Genomic DNA, 20,553 nt, shown 5'->3' on the forward strand with positions numbered 1-20,553 from the left:
CTTAACCACCGTTTTTTTATCTTAAGAGCGATCGGGCAACCAATCAGTCGATTTTAGATTTTAGATTTTAGATTTTAGATTGACGATCCATCCTGCGCTGGCGCAATCGAAAGGAGTTGGGGCATTTGGACGACTTGATTTGATATTTTAGATTTTAGATTGACCACCCATCCTGCACAGCGGGGGAAACCTAGAGGAGTTGGGGGAGTTCGAGGACTTGGTTTTAGGTGGTGTTGCGTGTTTTGATTAAGTTCGGTAAAGGTTTCTGGAGTCTACCCTGGAGTGGGGGCGTGCCTTTTGCCTGCGATCGATCCGGGGATCGGCACTTCCGACATCACTTTTGAGTCTACCAAAGGCAGAAGCCACGCTGGCGAATCACAGAAATTATACCTGTCTAAAATCGGCTGATTCCCTTAATTCCTGAATTCTCTGATTTCTGAGAAACACCCATGACTAACTCGGACGACGACAAAAATCAACTCGCACCCCGCCCCCACCGCCGCTGGTGGCGTCTGCTGCTGCTTAGCGGTACGGGATTGGGCATTATCGCCTTGGTTGGGGCGGTGGTAGCTCAGGCGTGGGTGCGGGCAAATTTAGCTCCTTTGGTGGAAACTGAAGTTAGTCAGTTGCTGAAGCGGCCCGTGCAACTCGGACGTTTGGAGGGATTTTCTCTGACAAGTTTGCGGTTTGGTCGATCGACTTTACCTGCAACTTCTACCGATCCAGATTACGCTTCTACAGAAGCAGTTAAAGTAAAGTTTTCGGTTTTGCAACTACTGTTCACCCGCACTCTCAAATTAGATATTACTTTAGTTCAAGCCAGCGCTTATATCGAACAGGATGCTAAAGGCCGCTGGGTTAATCTTCCAACTGCGGAGCGGAAATCTCCGGGTTTATTTAAAACTGAAGTTGAAGCAATTAGAGCTGAAAACACCGCCGCCGTTTTGGTGCCGAGTCCCGCAGTGGGACAGAAAACGTCGGCTCCTATTTATGTAAATTTGAAAAATGGCAGCGCTCTATTTCGCGACCAAAACCAGCGCGTTCTCTACGAAGTAAACGGTCAGTTTACTAACAGCGATAACTTTATACTTAAAGCTGATTCTATGTTGCCTGCAGCGCAAACTAACCTGCAGTTGCAAGGTCAAAATTTGCCTTTGCCCGACCTCGCTCGCTTGCTACGACTTTCCAGCATTTCTTTACAAAAAGGTCTGGCTAATGGGAATTTGACCGTGCAAGTGCGAGACAATAAAGTATCGGGAATTACCGGAACTGCTAGTTTTGGAGGAGTGCAAGCGAGTATTGCTTCACTGAAACAAATTATACAAAATAGTAGCGGTCAGTTGCGGTTTCAGGGAACTAATATTATTGTCGATAGTCTGGCGGCTAATTACGGTCTAATTCCGCTGAGAATAGCAGGAACAGTTGCAACTGGAACTAATTTTAATTTGGAGAACGCTAGCTTCAATCTGACAACTAACGTGCAACCAGTGGCTTTCGCAAGTGTTGTCAGTGCGGTGGAGACAGAGTTAGGGAAGAAAGTAGTATTGCCCGTTGCTTTTGCGGGGGAGGTGAAGGCGGATGCCAAGCTAACTGGAACCGTTGATCTGCCGGTGCTCACAGGTGCGATCGCCTCGACAAAACCCGCTACAGTCGATCGACTGCAATTAAACAATATTAGCACTAATTTCAAATTGGAACGCGGGAGAATGGCTCAAACCCCAACTCCCAATTCTCAATCTTCTATTCCCCCGTTTTCCTCTTTAGGATTGACTTTGAGCGATATTTTGGTAGTGCCGGCGGCGGGGGGTAAAATTGGCGGCAAAGGTGAAGTTGATATTGCTTTAAAAAGTAAGAATTCGCCATCTGGTTTGGTGTTTGACTTTCAAGTTGAAAATGTACCCGGAGACGCGATCGCCCAAATTTACGCTCTCCCGATTCCTGCTACTGTTAACATTGGCAGTGTCTCCGCAAAAGCTCAAATTTTCGGCCCGTTAGACAACGTTCAAGCGAGAGTTCAATGGCAAGCACCGCAAGGAACTTTCCCCGCAGCGGGCGAAATTCGAGCCGGAAGGAATTCGGCGGATTTGCAAAATACGGTTGTGAAGATTGGCGACGCTTCTGTGAACGTGGATGCTGCGCTAAAAGACCGTCAATGGCAAACTATCATCGAGGGCGATCGCGTGGCCCTTAACCGTTTGCAGCAACTCGTACCGACGCTGAATTTCCCTCCTGAAGTAGCAGGTTTGGTCAGCGGAACCGTCGAAGCAGCAGGAACTCTGGACAATTTGAGTTTAAATGCGATCGCTGCGACGGGCAAAGGAACGCTGAATATTGCTGACAGTATTGTTGATGTTAATGGCGAACTAGAATCTGGTCGCTGGCAAGTTTTTGGCAACACTGAAAAAGTTGCTGTAAATCAATTGATTGATATTGGCTTGCCGTTATTAACACGGGAAACGCCAGCAAATCGGGAGAATCTAGAAGCTAAAATCCAAAATTTTAAAGCGTTAAACGGACAGCTAGCAGGTGAATTTCAAGCTGCGGGAAATGTTAACGATTTGACTGCTGGCGGAATCAATTTGAGTAGCAAGGGCAGGCTCTATTTTGCCGACAGCAATGTGAATTTAAACGGAGAATTGGTAGCGGGAAACTGGCAAGCAACAGCACAAACAGATCGCACTTCCATCAGCCGCTTGGTAGATTTGACACTGCCGATTTTAGATGTGGCTTCAGCATTCAATACCGAAAATCAGCAATCTGCCAATCTCAACAATCTAAAATCAAAAATCTCAAATCTCAAATCGATTGACGGACTGCTATCGAGTCAATTTACAGCATCGGGAAGTCTTGACAATTTGACAGCTAGCAGCATCAATGCCAGCGGCCGTGGCAGACTCAATCTTGCTGGCAGTGATGTTAATTTAAAAGGAGAATTGGTAGCGGGAAACTGGCAAGCAACAGCAGAAACAGATCGCACTTCCATCAGGCGCTTAGGAGATTTAGGATTGCCCCTGTTAGATGTTGGCTTAGCTTTCGCTGCTGACAATCCCCAAACAGTCGCCAATATCAACAATTTAAAATCCAAAATCCAAAATCTCCAATCACTTGACGGACAAATATCCAATCAAATTCAAGCCCGCGGCAGTCTTGATAATTCAACCGCCGCTGACATAGGCGTCAGCAGCAGCGGAAAACTCAATATAGGGGACGGTACTCTTGCTTTTAGAGGTAAATTAGAAGGCAGACGCTGGCAAGCTTTCGCCGATGCCGATCGAGTTATTCTCAGCCGCTTAGAACAAACTGTTCGCAATATCCACCTGTTTCCGCTGACGGCGACTTTGCCTAAAGGATTTGACGGCAGAGTTAACGGTCAATTCCAAGCAGCGGGCAGTTTGGATAACTTGACAGCCAAGGGAATTAGTGGTAGTGGAGAAGGACGGATTTTGGTCGATCGACTCGGGGCGATCGACACTACGGCTAAATTAGAAAACGGCAACTTGCAAGCATTGCTGGAAACCAACGGAATTGCCGTCAGTAATTTAGAACAAACCCTCAAACAAACAGGTTTGCTGACAGCGGATTTGCCACCAGAAATTGAGGGAACCCTCGACGGCAAAGTCCGCATTTTGGGAACAGTAGATAATCTAACCGCCAACGGCATCACCGCCAACGGCGACGGACAAATTCGACTCGCCAACGGCGGAGGAATTGTCAATGCTAAAGGCCGCGCCGAATCGGGGAATTGGCGCGCGTCAATTCAGGGCGAGCAAATTGCTCTAAGTCGCTTCCAGCAAGCCTTTGAGTCGCAGCGACAAAGCTTGCAAACCGGAGATGTAGTATCTGGTGCCCAAAATCTCCCCCAGCTTGGAGGACTGTTTAACGGCAATATCAATTTATCCGGGCTGATGGGGGCGGGCACGGGGGCACCGCCCCTACAAAATGTTCGCGCCGGCGGCAGTTTCCGCATCTCGGAATTGCCGTTTTTGAAACAACCTTTTGAGGCAGTATTTAATTGGGACGGCAAACGGGTAGAAATTGAGAACGCCACAACTCCCGGTTTGACAGCAAACGGCTTTGTTAACGTCGAACTCGCAGGTAAAGGAGGGCCCTCAATTTCCAACTTAGATTTGGATCTGAAACTCGCCAACTTTAACCTGCAAGCCTTACCAGCAGAACAGTTAGGATTTTTGTCTAGAATTGCGGACAAAAATTCCTCACAGCAAAACCCACCCCTGCGCGGCAATGTCGATTTTACGGGCAGCCTCACCGGAACCCTCGCCGCCCTCAGCTTAGTTGGCGACGTGGAAGTGCGGGATTTAGCAGTAAATCAAGTCGCTTTTGACCCGGTACTGGCGGGGAGTGTGAATGCGGATGCTGGGAAAAGTGTAGATTTGCGTTTGGCCGGTCGCCAAGACAAAATTCAAGTAGCTTTAAATCAATCTTTTCTGCCGACATCTTTCTTAATTCAACGCGGGGAATCTGTGGCTATTGGCCAAACCGAGGGAGAAACTTTGCGAGTTAATCTAAGCGATTTTCCCCTCGCTGCTTTGAATTTATCACCCGGTAAAGAGGCGGGTTTGGGGCCGATAACTGGTACGGTTTCGGGACAAGTGAATGTGCCCGGTTGGAAGATGCCGTTAAATCCGGCGACTTTGCAAGCAAGTGGACAAATTGCGATCGCCCAACCGGCGATCGGCTACATTAAAGGTGACAGTTTCCAAGGCGAATTCAGCTACGCTAACGGCAGCGCCACTCTCACAAACGGACTTTTCCGCCAAGGCAGCGGTCAATACTTAATTTCCGGCAATGTTCAAACAGGCGCCAACCCGCAATTTGCGGGGAAAGTTAACGTCCAGCAAGGCAATTTGCAACAGGTTTTAACCGCTTTGCAATATTTCAATTTAGGCGACTTGGCTAGAGGCGTAAAACCTCCGGTTTACGGTGACAGCGGCGACGTGCAAACTGTAGCAGTGGGAGAACCCGAAGCGCCGCTAATCGAACAGTTGCGCCGTTTGGCAGAAATTGAAACAATTTTGCAGCAGCAGCAGGCAGTGAAATCATCAGAAAAATTGCCTCCCTTATCCCAATTGCAAGGCACTTTTGGCGCGGAAATTGCTGTTGCCGGTTCTTTGCAAACGGGTGTGCAAGCTCAATTTAACGTGAAAGGCGATAACTGGCAGTGGGGAAGATATGTCGCTGAAAAGTTTAGCATTGAAGGCAGTTTTCAGGACGGGATTTTAACTGTTTTGCCTTTGGAAATTCGATCGGGCAAAAGTGCGATCGGCTTTTCTGGACAACTTGGTCAAAAAGCTCAATCCGGGCAGTTGCGGGTAGAAAATGTGCCCGTGGAAGAGTTGGCAAAACTGGTGGAATTGCCTTTTGTGGATGTCACAGGAAATTTGAATTTGCGCGCGAATTTGGCCGGCAGTTTGGAAAACCCGCAAGCCACGGGAGAATTGAGTTTGCTTGAGGGTACGCTAAACGGAGAACCGATTAAACAAGCCGACGGCAGTTTCAGTTATAGCAATGCCCGCCTGAATTTTGGTGGCAGCGCTTTGGTAACTCAAACTGAACCGATTGAGGTGCAGGGAAGTTTGCCTTTTGAGTTGCCGTTTGCAGCGGTGAAAGCTGATAGCAATCAAATCGATTTGAGGGCGAATTTGAAAAATGAAGGTTTGGCAATTATTAATGTATTGACTCCGCAAGTTGCGTGGGTCAGCGGCCAGGGACAGGTGCAAATTCGCGTGGGAGGAACGCTGCAAGAGCCTGTAGCGCAAGGAATTGCGAATTTTGAAAATGCAACTGTCCGCGCGAGAGCCTTCCCAGAACCGCTGACAGGGCTTACTGGGACGGTGCGCTTTGAGGGCGATCGTATTCGGGTAGAAGGAATTCGGGGACAGTTGAGTCAGGGACAAGTTGTGGCCGCTGGCGTGATTCCGCTGTCTGTGCCTTTTGCTGAGGGCGATGTCGATGCGGCTAATCCCCTGGCTGTAAACCTCGACAAGTTAGCACTAAATCTCAAAGGATTGTACAGCGGTGGCGTTGTCGGTCAAGTGCAAGCAAGGGGCACGGCTAGGCGTCCGCAGTTGAGCGGTAATATTGAACTGTACAACGGCGAAGTATTTCTCCGGAGTTCCGGCGGCGGCACAACTCAGTTAGCTTCTTCCTCTTCTGCTTCCGATTCTCCTTCTACATCTTCCCCTTCTCCTGGGACTGAGGTTTCTGATTCCCCTACAACTGAGGTTTCTCCTTCTCCTGCAACTCCGACTTCCCCTTCCTTTGAAGTTGGATTGAACGATTTGCGGCTGAAGTTGGGCCGGGGAATTCGGGTAACAAGTGCGCCCATATTGAGTTTTCAGGCGACTGGGGGCTTGACGGTGAATGGAACTTTAGATGACCTTCGCCCTGTCGGTACGATTCGGTTGACTTCCGGGTCGGTAAATTTGTTTACGACGCAGTTTAGACTCGATCGAGGATACCCGCAGACTGCTACCTTTGTACCAGGACAAGGACTCGATCCGACGCTGGATGTGAGATTAGCAACTTCGGTGCAGGAAGTAACCCGGTTCCGCACTCCCGGCACATCTGTAGCGTCTGAAATAGCAGACGAACCGACAAGTTTGGGCAGCGTGCGGAGTGTGCGAGTTCAAGCGTTAGTGCGGGGAAGAGCTTCTCAGTTGGCGGAAAGTCTGGAGTTGAGGAGTTCTCCGAGTCGATCGGAAACAGAGATTGTAGCGCTGTTGGGCGGCAGTTTCGTGCAGACTTTGGGACAGGGAGATAGTACGCTGGCGATCGCAAATTTAGCTGGTGCGGGTTTATTGAACAACATTCAATCTGCGATTAGTAACGCCACAGGATTGAGCGAAGTTCGCTTATTTCCCACTCGGATTAGAAGCAACGAAGTAAAAACTGCTAGTTCCAGTTCCGCTGCGGGTTCTCTCGGTTTAGGTTTAGAAGTTGGGTTTGACATTACGCGCAATATTTCAGCATCAATCATTCGAGTTTTGTCAGCAAATCAACCGACTGAATTTACTGTGCGCTATCGATTGAGCGATAAACTTTTACTCAGGAGTTCGAGTAATTTTCAAGGAGACAATCGCGTCACTGCTGAATATGAATTGAGGTTTTAGGCATCAGCCCAAAGCCAACAGTCAGGAGTCATCAGCCATTAATTATCGCGAAGGCACCGGCAGCGGAGTGAAGCACTAGCATATTTTGCCATGCCACCGTATATTCCGAGCGATATAATACCAATTAGGTAGGAAAACTGCATTTTCTTGTCCGGCGCGAGGCTCGGCGACTTTTCATAATTGGCATAAAATTAAGGACTGTAGCAAGACTTTTTTAATAGGTATAACCGAACATCATAATCGCACTTCCCATTCCCCATTACCAGTTAATTTGCTATAATAGTAACAGCAGCAAATGGGTGCTGCCAACCCCGCACACAAGGTTATAGGAGTTAAGTCAAATGGCAAACAAACTCCAAGTTAATACACAGTCGATCGGCTATAGCGACTTTTACTGGAACCGCTTTAGTCCGAGAGTTGCGACTATCAGCAGCGTCCGCAACGCCAATCATTGGGACGGCGGATTTATCACTTATATTGCATTTCCCACAAAAGTCGAAGCTACAGCAGCAATGAAATATTTGCTCTTGCATCAAAAAGTTGCTGATGTCGATATGCGGAAAGCCAAGCGAATGAAAGCAAAAGGCATTCGGTGGGAACTCAAAATTCGGGGTTTAGCTTTTAATGAAGTGCTGAAGCTTGCGACGATGGATATAAATGGAAAGCTAGTTATGTCGCCTGCTACTACTCAAGCCACAGGCTGATAATTGAAAAACTTCGTAGTTGCGCTGAGGGTGGTAAAGCGCAACTACTAACCCAAAAATCCCTAAGATATTGCATTTTTCTTCTTCCTTCTACAATATTCGTTTCATCACCCCCAAAGCAGACTTTGCATTCAAAAGAATATTCTGATATTCAGAACATCCTGAAATTTTAATCAGCTTCCTAAATGCAATGTTTTATAACGGAGAAGCGACCATCCAAGAAATAGAACTCCTTGACCCTTATTCAGCAGGAAGCGTTACAGGCTTGAAAGACACTTACCTGGATGTCAAGGCCAAGATTATCGGCAACAAAACCGTGGTTGTGGAATTTCAGGTACTCAACGCCACCGCCCAGGAATCGAAAGGGGTAAAATTGAGGGGGAAATAGGATTAATGATGCGTCCGATCGTGCGGCGGGTGGGTGAGGTTACACAGGAAGTTCAAACTCGCATCCAGGGATTATCTGCGGAACAGTTAGATGATTTGCGAGAAGCTTTGTTGGATTTTAGGAGTCAAGAGGATTTGATCGCGTGGTTGGAGTCTGCGGCGGGATGAACTGATGAGTTAAAAAGAGAGTGGGGGATTTGTAACGCGGATTTGGTAAAATTCCCAATCTCTGCATTCATTTAAACTTTAGTATCTGCGGGAACTTCCCTCTGTACCAGCATCCAACCTAACAGCGCTAAACTAACTCCAAGAGTGAGAAATCCTAAATCCCAAGCTAACTCGTTGATACCGGGTTTGACGTGGTGGATTCCCAAAATTTGATGGTCAACAATGCCTTCAACAAAGTCAAACAATCCAGCACCAATTAATATTGAACCGAAAAAAGTTTGAGTTGACAAAGGAACATCTTTGCGCTTCACAGCACTCCACAAACAGAAGATTCCCGCCACTGTTACCAACCAATCTGCAGCGTGAAACAATCCATCTCCGAGGGTATTTAATTCTAAACCGGCAACGGTAGTATCGGTTTTAACGCTGCTAAACATATGGTGCCACTGGAGGAGTTGGTGCAGCACAATGCCGTCAAAAAAGCCGGATTGACCGATACCGAGGAGAATTCCTGCGATAATTAGAGGTCGGCGGTTGTTAACAGAGGTGGCTGGTGAGTTTGTGCGATCGTCCAATGGAAAACCTCAGATTATTTAACTGCTGAGCCTGGGTCTGTGAAGGGATTTGCCAGTACATTTTTTAGTTTTGCTGGGGAGGAGGGGCGATCGCATCACCCGCGAGATAGATTTATTGAGTGAAGTGCGATCGCGCGTTGATTTTTGATGGATGATTGGAAAGTGCGATCGAATCTTGCCTGCAATAACTTCTACAACACCATCCACATACTAATTGATAGTTTTAATTACATTAAACCTCAACATATTTGCATAAAGTCCTGGCTTCAGGAATAGACGAACCAGATTGACGCAACTCTTCTAAATGAAAAACTATTGCTGCTTTAATTTGCTGTTCGACTTCCTCGATAGTTGTACCTGTTGCTACGCATCCGGGTAAATCTGGAACATAAGCCGAATAATTGCTTTCTGATTTCTGGATAGCAATTGCATAACCTATAATTCGGCTTTGACTATCTGCTTTTGGGTTTGCCAACACCATAGACCCTTCTGGCGTCAATTCCCATCTGTCGCGAGGCGAATTTGTTTCTACATATCGTTTAACCAAGCCATCAGCAGCCAGTTTTTTTAAGACAACCATCATGTCAGGTTCTCGCGGTACATCTCGACGGGAAAGTGCATTCGCTAGTTCGTACCAACTCCACTTTCCTTGACCTTTAGCTACTAATTCCAGCAGCACTAATTCAAGCTGGGTTAATTGAGTTAGGTTTTTCATTCTTTTTATCCTATAACTTCTCCAACTCGAAAAAACTGCCCCATCGCTTGAAATTATTGAGTCTTTTCTCGCTGTAACTGCTGTCTAATTTTTGCAAATTTCCTAACTGTTTCCACAGAATACAACCGTTCTCCACAGCTTAGGCAAACTTCAGCGGATACTTTTAAAATAGCAGTAGACTTGCCGCCCGTAAAACTTTACCGACTTCTTTGATAACTATTTCACCGCCGCAAATAGGGCATTTTTATACAGAGTTCATTCGTAATTTATTAGGCAAATACTGCTTCTACGGCTTTCGGCAATTCAATCGGCACGAAATACGCGACTGGATACAAATAATCTTCGCCGGATTCATCAATAACTCGGATAAATTGATGTTCCGCAGCGCGATTATCGGGTATGATTCGATAAATTTTTCGCACTTCCAAGGATGCTTGATAGTCTTGATTGTTAATGCAAACTACAAATTGTGTTTCTAAGTTATGGGGATTCATGACTCCTCCTATAAAATATATTTTATTTTGATTTCTTTTGTTCCAATGCCGTGTGCTTCGTACCAATGTAGCTCAGCTTTGCAGGCTGTACCCTCAGTAAGGATAATTGTTGCAATTCCTTTGAGTTTTCTCCAACGTCCCTTACCATAATTTTTCTGCAAACGTTCCACTTACGGAGTTTATTTACCTACTACTATTGTTTCAATATTAGTAAGGTTTCCGATAATTTGAAAGTTCATTCGACATCAAACATTATGTTAACAATTAGTATCACTGGTAGCCTTTTAACCCACTCCGGTGAGTGCCAGGTATCGGAAACGTAGAAGTGGCGCAGTTTCGTGGTTCAAGCTTTGGTTATTATCATAATCTTCACGAAACCCCAAAACGCTTAGATGTTAGACTTTACAAGTCTCTACGTGAGAGAAGAAGAGCAGCAACCGCCCCACTCTGCGTGATTCTCAGAGACTCTACTAAATCCTCTGTTTGAATCCCCTCGGAACGATACAGCCAGTTAGTCAATAGCCCGGGAAGGTTGCCAATTTGGGTATTGGGAGCTAATTTTAATTGACTAGCAGACAGCCAACGACCGTTCACGCGCCACCCCACACGATCGCCAAACTCTTCCCAAATTTTCTGCTCGGATTTCCTACTTCCTCCTAGACTTTCGTAGATATTCTTTTGCACCGAAAATCCAAAGCGTCCATTACTATATTTTACCCAAAGTAGGTCAATGGTTCCCAAGTCTTCAACAGGAAAGCTATTAATATCTGAATACTGGAGGTAGTTATTCGAGGCCCTAAGCGCTACTTCCACCATTTTTTTAGTCGTTTCCTCATCCGCCTCTTTCCATTTTCCGCTAGCCAGTAAATCGCGCAACTTGGTGTAGTCTGTTCCGCGTTTTGACTTGAGGGGAACATCAGCCTCACTAGAAGTAGTATTTCCTAGAGGTGTAGATTTTGGAGAGGATAGAGATTCTGATTTGTTCGCAACGCTGGCACCAACAGAATTCTTTTGAGATGATGCCTCCTTTCCGCTCAGCTCAACAGCAATTCTTTGAATTCCATTAATAGCGTCCATATCGCCAGGATATACAACTAATACGCGAATCCACAACTGTTTTGCCAGGTCAAAATTTTTGTTAATTTCCGCATAAAAAGCATCAACTTTCATTTGAGCAACATCATGTGAAGTTGCATATTGGGAGTAGATAATTAAGTGCGACTTAGTAACAGGCTCTGCAATAACGTAAGGTGTTTGTCGCAAGGTATCACTTTTTTTATATTGTCTGATCAGTTCAGGCACTCGGGAACTCAAATAATGATCCAATCGCTCAACAGTTGCACATTTACCTTGAACGCCCAACCCGTCCAACAATGCTTTTGTAAAAGCACCTTGCTGTAAAGCATCAATTTCATAGGACAACTGATTAGGACTGCAAGAAAAAAATGTAATCACTCCCTTTTGTCGCGCAATTTCAGCAGATTGATTGCCGATTCCTTCTCCTGATTTACTTCCTTGACTCCGACAAGCATCCAGAATCAAAATAATATTATCAGCACCGCAGCGACGCAGGCGTTCCGTCATAAAATTAATCGGAATCGCCGTATTTTCAACATCTCCCGGATCGCCATCGCAAGGCATTAAATAATCATAGCCATTATGGGGCATTCCATGACCGCTGAAGAAAAACCAAAAGTTATCTCCATCTCTCATAAATGGTTTTTCAAACATCGTCCTCAAAACTCGCTTCAGATTGATAAAAGAAGGACGAGTTGATTTACCTCGAATATCAGGCGAGTCATCTGAGAAGAAAAAAACTTGATCAAACCCCGCCCGATCGCGAAGAAATTCCTGCATTAACTCTGCATCCCGCTTGGCATATTTCAGCGGGGTTAGGAAATCATATTTATTAATGCCAATTGAAATCGCCAGATTTTTCCCCATCTCACCTTAAGACTTCCGTTTGAATCTCAACAATACAGTTCTTGTATCTGCAACTTTAGCTCCCAGACCGACTAAACTGAAAGAACCCTCGGCGTTAATCGCAACGGATAACTCAATTTCAGATAACTCGATCGCTTTCATGTCAGCTTCCGCATCCGCACGGCTGAACATTTGATCTACCGTTTGCATGAAGTCAACCAATTCTTTTTCTAATTTCTTGATACTGACATTGTGAAGTCGCAAGCTATCAACCCCTTTTGCCGCCTGCTTTTGGGTCGGCTCATTTGGCTGCGCGTCCCAAGCATCACTCCAGTCCACGCCTATATGTCCCCCATTCTTCGCACCGTCATCATCATGTGCATCAGGAGACTCATGCGAAGTATCGGCGGTCACAATCCAAATCGTTTCATCTGGCATAAGTGTTTAAGACTCCAAACTATCTAGATAATCTTGCTAGATGCGATTACCCACAATAATTTTAAATTGTACCTAAAATTTATCAACTGTTAAACCAGCCCCCGGATTCATCTGTGGAATGGGCATCTTGCCCGCCCAAAATGTTAAATTTTAATACTAAAAAATTCATCCCGCGATCGCCCAAACATACATAATGTGACTTACAAGTTCGATCGTACTTCTATCAAAAATCCTAAATCGTAAAACCTCATTGCCCAAACAGTCCACTTCTGTGCAAACCTAAAAAACAGCAGACACAATTTTATAAACTCTAATTACAGAACACTCGCAACCAGTTATGCAAACTCTGCCGAACCCCACTAAAACCCCCTCCACCGAACCAATATTCGACACCACCATCAAACGCCGCAAAACCCGTCCAGTCCAAGTCGGTAGCGTCACCATCGGCGGCGGCAACCCCGTCGTCGTACAATCGATGATTAACGAAGACACCCTCGACATCGACGGTTCAGTCGCCGGAATTCGGCGCTTGCACGAGATTGGCTGCGAAATCGTCCGCGTCACCGTGCCCAGCATGGCCCACGCCAAAGCATTAGCCGAAATCAAGCAGAAACTGCACGCCACCTACCAACCCGTGCCCCTCGTGGCCGATGTCCACCACAACGGCATGAAAATTGCCCTGGAAGTCGCCAAACACGTAGACAAAGTGAGAATCAATCCCGGACTTTACGTGTTCGAGAAGCCGAAAGCCGACAGAAGCGAATACACCGACGCCGAATTCGCGGAAATTGGCTCAAAAATCCGCGAAACCCTCGAGCCTCTAGTAATTTCCCTGCGCGACCAAGGCAAAGCTTTGCGAATCGGCGTCAATCACGGTTCCCTCGCCGAACGGATGCTTTTTACCTACGGCGACACCCCCGAAGGCATGGTGGAATCGGCCCTGGAATTCATCAAAATTTGCGAATCCCTCGACTTCCGAAATATCGTACTTTCCCTGAAAGCCTCCCGTGCACCCGTGATGGTTGCTGCTTATCGCTTGATGGTGCACCGGATGGACGAACTCGGCATGGATTACCCGCTGCATTTGGGCGTCACAGAAGCAGGAGACGGCGAATACGGCCGCATCAAATCCACCGCAGGCCTGGCACCTTTGTTAACTGACGGTATCGGCGACACCATCCGCGTCTCGCTGACAGAGGCCCCAGAAAAGGAGATTCCCGTCTGCTACAGCATTCTGCAAGCCTTGGGACTGCGGAAAACGATGGTTGAGTATGTCGCTTGTCCTTCCTGCGGTCGCACTTTGTTTAATTTAGAGGAAGTGTTACACAAAGTGAGAGAGGCTACCAAGCATCTCACCGGTTTGGATATAGCAGTAATGGGCTGTATTGTCAATGGCCCGGGAGAAATGGCTGATGCTGATTACGGCTACGTCGGGAAGCAACCGGGTTATATCTCGCTGTACCGGGGCCGGGAAGAAATTAAGAAAGTGCCGGAAGACCGAGGCGTGGCAGAATTGATTGATTTGATTAAATCGGACGATCGCTGGGTCGATCCTTAATGGCTGTCGATCGCTCCTAATGCCTGTTGTTAAACCCGGAGATCCCCCCTAACCCCCCTTAGTAAGGGGGGGACAAGAGCGCTCAAAGTCCTTGTTAAGGGGGGACAATAACGCTCAAAGTCCCCCTTCTTAAGGGGGATTTAGGGGGATCGAGACTTTGATACAAACGAAAGAGATAGAGGGTTTCAGTCTTAAGTTGACACCGCAGAACTCGGCAAAGTGGAATAATATATGTACGCAAAACGCGAGCCGGCCTTGCCTGTGTTAGATTGAGCGTAATTATTCTGAACTCTTTTCCTCCCGCGCGTCAGACAAATGGTTATAACAAAACGAGGGCTTGTTCTAAGTGCAGCAGCAGTGGTACTCACTGCTGTAACTCTTGCGAACACTGGTTGCAGTTCTAAATCTCTGGCTTCTTTTCGGGGAAGCCCTAAAGAGTTAGTTGATGAAGTTTGGCAAATTATTGACAAAAGTTATGTGGATGGCACTTTTAACCAGGTTGACTGGAAAGCGGTGCGAAATGATTATTTGAACCGGACTTATACCAGCGACGAGGAAGCTTACAAAGCAATTCGGGAAATGCTGAAGAAGCTAGACGATCCTTATACGCGGTTTATGGACCCTCAAGAGTTCAAAAATATGCAGGTTGACACTTCTGGGGAATTGACAGGAGTTGGGATTCAGTTGACTCAAGATGAGAAAACCAAAAAGTTGGTAGTGATTTCGCCGATCGAAGATACCCCTGCTTTTACTGCTGGTATTCTGGCAAAAGATATCATTACTAAGATTGACGGTAAGAGCACAGAAGGCATGGATACGAATCAAGCGGTAAATTTGATTCGCGGCCAGGCGAATACTGAGGTGACGCTGACTATTTTGCGGGGAAGCAAGGAATTAGACTTTAAGCTGAAACGCGCTAAAATTGAAATTCATCCCGTGCGGAAGTCGGTGCAGAAAACTCCCATCGGAGAAGTCGGCTATATTCGCTTAAATCAGTTCAGTGCGAATGCTGCATCGGAAATGCGATCGGCAATTAAGGATTTGGAACAGAAAAAGGTAACGGGCTATATTTTAGACTTGCGTTCCAATCCCGGCGGGTTGCTGTACGGAAGTATTGAAATTGCTCGGATGTGGCTCAAAGAAGGTACGATCGTCTCGACGGTCGATCGAGTCGGTGAGGCTGATAAACAAACTGCAAATAAGGCAGCGATCACAGACAAACCGTTAGTTGTACTTGTAGACGGCGGTTCAGCAAGCGCTAGCGAGATTCTATCCGGTGCTTTGCAAGACAACAAGCGCGCGGTTTTAGTGGGAACAAAGACGTTTGGTAAGGGTTTGGTGCAGTCTGTACGCGGCGTGGGAAATGGTTCAGGTTTGGCGGTGACAATTGCCAAGTATTTTACTCCCAGCGGACGCGATATCAACCACTTGGGAATTGAACCGGATTTTAAGGTAGAACTCACTGACGCTCAAAAACAGGAATTAAGGCGCGATCGCGATAAAATTGCTACGGCGGCCGATCCGCAGTACGCGAAAGCTATGGAAGTTTTGACACAGCAAGTTACTGGTAAAACAGGGAACAATAAGGCGGAGTCGAAACCGAATGCAGCGCCACCTAAGCCGACTGCGGCGCAGGCAAAACCGAGTGCAGCACCTTCTAAATCGAAGTAGAAAACCTGTGTAGGGTTTCAGTTTAAAAAAAGCATTCGGGGGAAGAAATACGGCTAAAGGCCAAGATTTTAAACTCGAATGCTTCGCTATTTCTTGCCATGCCTCATTGCGAGTCACGTTAGCTTTCGCGATTCGGAGGAAAGTAATAGTAATTCCTCATTGCGGCTGGCATTTGCCGGCACGAATTAATCCGATGCGGCGGGCGATGGCATCTTGGGGCGAATCGTAAGGGCCCCACTTTTCAATAATACTGGGGTTTAGTTGTTCGAGTTGGGCGATCCTCTGCGAGGGCTCCGCCAACGGCAAAATCTCGCAATTACCGGCCCGATGTTTGACAATATAAAATTTTGATGTTTCTGTCATAGCTAAATTCGTCAAATTAAAGCTGGATACTAACTAAGCAATTCGCTCATTATATCAAGTAGGGAAACGGTACTGCCGTGTCCCAAGTGTGTCTTAGCATTAAATCCGCAGTTCGACAGTGGTTGAAACGCCTGCCGGACTGCGGATTTCAGCGCCGCGAACTAATAAGAATTAAAAAAAACTAACACTTTCGGAAGATGCCACAATATTTATCTATGATAAAAATATAGACATTTGTCTAAACAGTGCATTAAACCCTTTCAGAACCACCCAAATATTCTAATCAATACCAAAAAAAACCATGCAATTTTTGCCCAAAACAATTCCCGAAATTCAACCAGAAATCCTACCAGTTAAAGAATCACCGCCAGAACTTGTTACTTTCGATGTCGGCGGGATGAAATGTGCCGGCTGCGCGAAAGCTGTGGAACGCCAACTCATGCAGTATTCAGGCGTAATTTCAGCTTGCGTTAACTTGGCCGTAGAAGTCGCGACGGTTGAGTGTCAACCGGGGGCTGTCGATGCAGAAGCTTTAGCGAAAAAGTTGACTGATAATGGATTTCCCTCTCAGTCTCGTTTAGGTGAAAATCAGCGGGAAGCAGAAGCGGCAACAATTGAACGGCGACAGCAAGAAATTCGACAGCAAATCAAGCAATTGACGATCGCCCTGATCCTAATTATTTTATCCGGTTTAGGTCACGTACTCGGTACAAAAGCCCCAATTCTCAGCAATATTTGGTTTCACTGGGGACTCGCCACCCTAGCTTTGCTGCTACCGGGCCGCCCGATTATCGTTGATGGGTGCCGCAGTTTGTGGCGAAATGCACCCAACATGAATACTTTGGTAGCTTTAGGCGCTGTCACAGCTTACACCGCTAGCAACGCGGCGCTGCTGTTTCCACGGATGGGATGGGAGTGCTTTTTTGACGAACCGGTGATGCTGCTGGGCTTTATTTTGTTGGGCAAAACTCTCGAACAGCAAGCCAGACGGCGCGCTGCATCAGCTTTGCAAGCTTTAATGGCATTGCAACCAGCCAAAGCCCGCTTAGTTGATTTTAAACTCCCGAGTTTAGATTTGCGATCGGAAGAATTGCCTTTAAATTCGACATCAGAGGTCTACAATCCACAATACATTGAAATTCCAGCCGATCGCGTCCGAGTCGGAGAATGGCTGCAAGTTTTGCCCGGGGAAAAAATACCAGTAGACGGCGAAATTTGCGAAGGCAAAACCACGATAGATGAGTCGATGCTGACTGGCGAATCAATGCCGGTTTTGAAGCAACCAGGAGATACAGTTGCCGCTGGAACTATCAATAAATCCGGGGCAGTTGTGATGCGCGCAACTCGCACCGGTAAGGAAACAACTGTAGCTCAAATGGTGGCTTTGGTGCAGGCAGCCCAAACTCGCAAAGCGCCGATTCAAAATTTAGCTGATACTGTCGCGGGATATTTTGTGTATGGGGTAATGGGGATATCGGTTTTAACTTTCCTATTTTGGTATTTTGCCGGTACTCATATTTGGCCTTCTGTGCTTTTAGGACAGGGGGCCATGAACATGGGACACGGAGTAATGAATATGGGAAATGAATTGCCTATTATCCATTATCAATCGCCTTTGCTGTTAAGTTTGAAATTGGCGATCGCCGTTTTAGTCATCGCTTGTCCTTGCGCTTTGGGACTGGCTACCCCAACTGCAATTTTAGTCGGTTCTGGCATCGGGGCGGAGCGCGGACTTTTAATTCGCGGTGGTGATGTTTTAGAACGGGTGCATCAATTAGATACGGTGGTTTTTGACAAGACTGGCACTCTGACAACCGGAAATCTCACACTCACAGATTATTTGCCGATTTTCCAGAATTCGGAGTGGGATTTGAAGTCAGATATTAATGTTGGCAACAAACAAGATGTTTGTTCCACAATTGATGGGGTTTCTGGCAACAGGCAAGATGCCTGTTCCACAATTGATGGGGTTTCTGGCAGAGTTGACTCAAAACTGCTGCAAATTGCGGCGGCGGTGGAAAGGGGCGCTTCTCATCCCATCGCCGCAGCGATTTTGCTGGAAGCTCAACAGCAAGGTTTGCCGCTGCTAGCTGCTGAGGATTTCTGCACGGAACCGGGCTTCGGGGTTTCTGCTTTGGTGGAAGGCCGACGGGTGTTCGCGGGGAATGCCGAGTGGATGAAGGAGCAGGGGGTCGCTGTGGCGACGGAAGTGTCGGGGTCTTTGCAAGGCAAAACGGCGGTTTACGTGGCTTCTGAGGGCGTTTTGCTGGGGGTAATCGGGCTAAAAGATACTCTGAGACCGGATGCTAAGGCGGCGGTGGAACGTTTGCGGGGCATGGGATTGCGGGTGATGATGCTGACGGGGGATACGGCGTCGGCGGCGGCGGTGACGGCGCAGCAGCTAGGTTTGGCGGCGGCTGATGTTTTGGCCGGGGTGCGGCCGGAGGGGAAGGCTCGGGCGATCGCCACTTTGCAAGCCCAAGGCTGTAAAGTGGCTGTGGTGGGGGATGGTATCAATGACGCGCCGGCTTTGGCTCAAGCTGATGTCGGTATCGGTTTGCACTGTGGCACGGATGTCGCAGTTGAGACAGCTCAAATTGTGCTGATGCGAAATGCTTTGATGGATGTTGTTGAGTCGATCGAGCTGGGGCGCGCTACTTTTAATAAGATTCGCCAAAATTTATTTTGGGCTTTTGGTTACAATACTCTGGGAATTCCGGTGGCAGCGGGTATCTTGCTGCCTGCAACCGGAATTCTACTCAGTCCTGCGGCGGCCGGAGCATTTATGGCGTTTAGTTCTGTTAGCGTTGTTACCAATTCTTTGTTTTTGCGCCGGGGATTTCGAGCTTAAATTTACGGATTGCATATAAAAGTCGGAGGCCATCGGTCATTAGCTACAAACTAAGGACTAATGACCTCATCCCCATACGGATACAAGCCCCCCACACCAGGAGTCGAGATCAAAGAAGTTTCGACGTTAGTTCGAGGCCCCAGATTTATCTGTGGAGTCACTCTAAAATCTAAAATGTAAAATCGACTGACTGATGGCTAGAGTGCCATACTTTCCAAGAGTCGCCAATTATTGTTGTTCATAATTGAACGACTCACTAGCTCGAACATTTGACGGCAGTGGTTGTTGGTTTGCAGGGGCAGTTCTTCGTTTTTAATCACGAAGTTCATGCGAACCTCTGAGTCGCTGGCCGTGTTTTTCTCAATTAGGACTTCGGCGGTGACAAGTTTGGGAATCGAAACTTGACCTGGGAGCTCGCGAGCCATGACGGAATCTCCTGTATTGTAGATAATATCAAGATTGCATGACTCTAAAATTTCAATCAGGGATTGACGGAGACGGTCGATCGGAACGGCAACGATAAAAAAACCAGTATAGCGAGCCATAAAAAACTCCAGCCTTGAGGCATTGAGACTTTATTATCATACCGAACCTAGAACCGATGAACAGAACAATATGGATTTATTTTATTCAGGTGGAAAGTTAGGGCAATGAAGGGCAAACTTATCGTGTTTGAGGGGGTTGAAGGTGCGGGTAAAACTACGCAAATGCAGCGCTTGATACAGTTCCTGCAAGCAACTTGCTTTCTGACAGTCCGCTTGGTGGCTACTCGCGAACCGGGGGGTACTGAGTTGGGAAGGGGACTGCGACATTTGTTGCTGAAACAAGATGGGGGCGAATCTGTATCCGATCGAGCAGAATTACTCATGTACGCGGCAGATCGCGCTCAACACGTCGAAACTTTTCTCAAACCCGAGTTATCGAAGGGAACGATTGTTTTATGCGATCGCTTTACTGACTCTACGATTGCTTATCAGGGCTACGGCCGCGGTCTTAACTTAAATTTAATTAAGCACTTGAATGAAATTGCTACCGACGGCTTGGAAAGCGATCTGACTTTGTGGCTGGATATTAATGTGGAGGAGGGTTTGGCGAGGGTAAGGGCTCGGGGAGGGTGTGATCGGATCGAGCAAGCGGATTTGAAGTTTCACCACCTTGTACAGCAAGGTTTTGCGGAGTTAGCCCAGGAAAATAAATCTCGAATTGTCCGGATAAATGCCGATCGACCTGAATATGAAGTCGCTCAGGAAATTCAAACTCTTGTAACTCGCAGGTTAGAAGCTTGGGGATATTTAAATAATACCAATTCTGAAAAATAGCGCTGCATAATGTGTAGAGACACGGCAATGTCCTGTCCGGCTCCGGCCACTTAGAATTTAACATTATTAAGTCAAAACACTTATTTAGAAGTCCCTTAAACCACAATAACCTTTTGGTATTATAGCAACCGCGCCCGACAGTTAGAATATTCTTAATTACTGCTGAAACCCTAGATTGTCTTCCTTCTTCCTTCTTTCTTCTTCCTTCTTCCTTCTTCCTTCTTCCTTCTTCCTTCTTCCTTCTTCCTTCTTCCTTC

18 protein-coding genes are annotated in these 20,553 nt (G+C 46.9%); 8 read left to right on the top strand and 10 right to left on the bottom strand.

From position 1 onward, the window contains the following. Positions 1-449 precede the first annotated feature (449 nt). The 4 genes from QT994_RS09380 (at position 450) to QT994_RS09395 (ending at position 8,389) form a co-directional block, all read left to right on the top strand. Entirely contained in the window at positions 450-7,130 is a 6,681-nt protein-coding gene (locus tag QT994_RS09380) for a translocation/assembly module TamB domain-containing protein (RefSeq protein WP_333173678.1), read from the top strand. Between the two features lie 341 nt (positions 7,131-7,471). Continuing rightward, positions 7,472-7,834: a hypothetical protein gene (locus QT994_RS09385; protein ID WP_333173681.1), complete on the top strand. Its 363-nt coding sequence runs from the start codon at positions 7,472-7,474 to the stop codon at positions 7,832-7,834. A 190-nt stretch (positions 7,835-8,024) separates the two neighbouring features. After that, positions 8,025-8,222, top strand: a complete 198-nt coding sequence (locus tag QT994_RS09390; RefSeq protein WP_333173683.1) for a hypothetical protein — start codon at positions 8,025-8,027, stop codon at positions 8,220-8,222. 5 nt (positions 8,223-8,227) lie between these two features. Further along, a complete protein-coding gene (locus QT994_RS09395; protein ID WP_333173686.1) occupies positions 8,228-8,389 on the top strand; it encodes a DUF4351 domain-containing protein in 162 nt (53 codons plus the stop codon). Between the two features lie 71 nt (positions 8,390-8,460). Here the strand turns inward: QT994_RS09395 and QT994_RS09400 are convergent, their stop codons facing one another. The 8 genes from QT994_RS09400 to QT994_RS09435 form a co-directional block, all read right to left on the bottom strand. Beyond that, positions 8,461-8,964 carry a DUF2243 domain-containing protein gene (locus QT994_RS09400; protein ID WP_333047995.1) on the bottom strand — a complete coding sequence of 168 codons (504 nt, stop codon included), beginning with the start codon at positions 8,962-8,964 and terminating at the stop codon, positions 8,461-8,463. A gap of 18 nt (positions 8,965-8,982) precedes the next feature. Then, positions 8,983-9,171 (bottom strand): hypothetical protein, encoded by a 189-nt coding sequence (locus tag QT994_RS09405; RefSeq protein WP_333173689.1) that lies wholly within the window; start codon positions 9,169-9,171, stop codon positions 8,983-8,985. A gap of 25 nt (positions 9,172-9,196) precedes the next feature. Continuing rightward, a complete protein-coding gene (locus QT994_RS09410) occupies positions 9,197-9,679 on the bottom strand; it encodes a type II toxin-antitoxin system HicB family antitoxin (protein ID WP_333173691.1) in 483 nt (160 codons plus the stop codon). A 53-nt stretch (positions 9,680-9,732) separates the two neighbouring features. Continuing rightward, positions 9,733-9,849 (bottom strand): hypothetical protein, encoded by a 117-nt coding sequence (locus tag QT994_RS09415; RefSeq protein WP_333173723.1) that lies wholly within the window; start codon positions 9,847-9,849, stop codon positions 9,733-9,735. 99 nt (positions 9,850-9,948) lie between these two features. Beyond that, positions 9,949-10,173: a hypothetical protein gene (locus QT994_RS09420; RefSeq protein WP_333133278.1), complete on the bottom strand. Its 225-nt coding sequence runs from the start codon at positions 10,171-10,173 to the stop codon at positions 9,949-9,951. Between the two features lie 8 nt (positions 10,174-10,181). Further along, positions 10,182-10,343: a hypothetical protein gene (locus QT994_RS09425; RefSeq protein ID WP_333173694.1), complete on the bottom strand. Its 162-nt coding sequence runs from the start codon at positions 10,341-10,343 to the stop codon at positions 10,182-10,184. 232 nt (positions 10,344-10,575) lie between these two features. Continuing rightward, positions 10,576-12,117 (bottom strand): GUN4 domain-containing protein, encoded by a 1,542-nt coding sequence (locus tag QT994_RS09430; protein WP_333173696.1) that lies wholly within the window; start codon positions 12,115-12,117, stop codon positions 10,576-10,578. A 6-nt stretch (positions 12,118-12,123) separates the two neighbouring features. Beyond that, positions 12,124-12,534 carry a Pepco domain-containing protein gene (locus QT994_RS09435; RefSeq protein WP_333173698.1) on the bottom strand — a complete coding sequence of 137 codons (411 nt, stop codon included), beginning with the start codon at positions 12,532-12,534 and terminating at the stop codon, positions 12,124-12,126. A gap of 337 nt (positions 12,535-12,871) precedes the next feature. Here QT994_RS09435 and ispG point away from each other — a divergent pair, with 337 nt between their 5' ends. Both ispG and ctpC read left to right on the top strand, forming a co-directional pair. Then, entirely contained in the window at positions 12,872-14,092 is a 1,221-nt protein-coding gene (gene ispG, locus QT994_RS09440) for a (E)-4-hydroxy-3-methylbut-2-enyl-diphosphate synthase (protein WP_333173700.1), read from the top strand. Positions 14,093-14,407: 315 nt separating this feature from the next. Continuing rightward, on the top strand, positions 14,408-15,763 hold the full coding sequence (ctpC, locus tag QT994_RS09445; RefSeq protein WP_333173703.1) for a carboxyl-terminal processing protease CtpC: 1,356 nt from the start codon (positions 14,408-14,410) through the stop codon (positions 15,761-15,763). Between the two features lie 156 nt (positions 15,764-15,919). Here the strand turns inward: ctpC and QT994_RS09450 are convergent, their stop codons facing one another. Beyond that, the gene (locus QT994_RS09450) at positions 15,920-16,126 is read right to left on the bottom strand and encodes a DDE transposase family protein (RefSeq protein ID WP_333173707.1); all 207 of its coding nucleotides are present in this window, start codon (positions 16,124-16,126) and stop codon (positions 15,920-15,922) included. Between the two features lie 301 nt (positions 16,127-16,427). Here QT994_RS09450 and QT994_RS09455 point away from each other — a divergent pair, with 301 nt between their 5' ends. Next, a complete protein-coding gene (locus tag QT994_RS09455) occupies positions 16,428-18,977 on the top strand; it encodes a heavy metal translocating P-type ATPase (RefSeq protein WP_333173710.1) in 2,550 nt (849 codons plus the stop codon). A gap of 197 nt (positions 18,978-19,174) precedes the next feature. Here QT994_RS09455 and QT994_RS09460 read toward each other — a convergent pair whose 3' ends face one another. After that, positions 19,175-19,522: a hypothetical protein gene (locus QT994_RS09460; protein WP_172190364.1), complete on the bottom strand. Its 348-nt coding sequence runs from the start codon at positions 19,520-19,522 to the stop codon at positions 19,175-19,177. Positions 19,523-19,627: 105 nt separating this feature from the next. Here QT994_RS09460 and tmk point away from each other — a divergent pair, with 105 nt between their 5' ends. Further along, positions 19,628-20,296: a dTMP kinase gene (gene tmk, locus QT994_RS09465; RefSeq protein ID WP_333173713.1), complete on the top strand. Its 669-nt coding sequence runs from the start codon at positions 19,628-19,630 to the stop codon at positions 20,294-20,296. Positions 20,297-20,553 lie beyond the last annotated feature (257 nt).

The organism is Microcoleus sp. S13_B4, from assembly GCF_036700885.1.
GTDB lineage: Bacteria > Cyanobacteriota > Cyanobacteriia > Cyanobacteriales > Microcoleaceae > Microcoleus.